The organism is Rhizobium sp. BK008, assembly GCF_014197345.1.
Lineage (GTDB): Bacteria > Pseudomonadota > Alphaproteobacteria > Rhizobiales > Rhizobiaceae > Rhizobium > Rhizobium anhuiense.
Map to the genome: position 1 here is coordinate 1 of NZ_JACIFK010000025.1, position 1,114 is coordinate 1,114.

Genomic DNA, 1,114 nt, shown 5'->3' on the forward strand with positions numbered 1-1,114 from the left:
TGGAGAATCTACACCAAGTGCAACATGGGCGTTTGAAGGGTAGGGGATCAGCCGCATTCACGCAAATGCGCCATGAAGACCTCGGCCGGTGTTTTGTAGCCCAAGCACTTTCTTGGCAGCGAATTCAGGTGATGGGCGAGGTCGACAAGTTGCTTCTGAGCGACGTTGGACAGATCCGTATCGCCAGGCATGAAGCGTCGAATGCGCTTGTTGGTGTTCTCGACAGCGCCTTTCTGCCAAGGCGAATTGGGATCGCAGAACCAGCTCCTGGCGCCGATCCCATCTTCCAAAGCCCTGAAAGCGGAGAACTCCGTGCCGCGATCAAAGGTGAAGCTTCGGCGTGCAAAAGACGGCAATGGTGAGAAGGCATGGATGATCTTGTCCATGATCGGTCGCGAGTGACGGCTGCGGTTCTTGATCATCACCGTATAGCGGCTCTTGCGCTCGACGAGAGAGGTGACGTTGGTCTCTCCGAGTTCACGCCGGAAGATCAGGAGATCGCCCTCCCAATGCCCGAACTGTGATCGATCATCAATAAAATCAGGTCGTTGGGAGATTCTGTAATCGAGCGGGATTAAGCCGTCGCGCGGTTTGCGTGCGCCGCGGCGCCGACGCCTGCGCCGTCGTTCCGGCAGGTGCTGATACAGCCCGAGCGGATAATCTTCCTTGCAATAGATGAAACGATAAATCGTTTCCGGGCAAATGCGCACAGGACTGACGCCATCGGCGAGAAGCCGGCCAGCGATCTGCTCAGGTGACCAATGCGCCTTCAGCCGGTCGATGACGAGATCGCGCAGATGCGGATGGCGTCTGAGTTTGCGCAGCCGTCGTCGGCGCTCCTTGCTCATGTCGTTGGCGATACCGCTGTAATAGCCGCTGTATTCCGGAAATTCGTGATCCTGGAACGTATTGCGTTTAAGCTCGCGATAGATCGTCGAACGATGACGACCGAGTTGGCGGGCAATCTCCGAGACGGAAACCTTGCGTTCTCTAAGATGAAAAAGACGCTTGCGATCAGGCAGGGTGAGCTGCGAATAGCAAAGGGACATGCATATATCTCCAAGGCGAAGCCATTGTTTTTATAAGCATGTCGCACTTGGAAATAGAATGTACC

The 1,114-nt window shown here is 55.4% G+C and carries 1 protein-coding gene; it reads right to left on the reverse strand.

The window, feature by feature from the left end; all coding sequences use genetic code 11:
• Positions 1–47: 47 nt before the first annotated feature.
• Positions 48–1,049, reverse strand: coding sequence for an IS30 family transposase (locus tag FHT69_RS33945; protein ID WP_064648104.1), 1,002 nt, complete (start codon positions 1,047–1,049; stop codon positions 48–50).
• Positions 1,050–1,114: the final 65 nt, after the last annotated feature.

Coding starts and splice junctions, on each gene's coding strand:
- FHT69_RS33945 (WP_064648104.1), bottom strand. CDS start 1,049: ATGTCCCTTTGCTATTCGCAGCTCACCCTGCCTGATCGCAAGCGTCTT.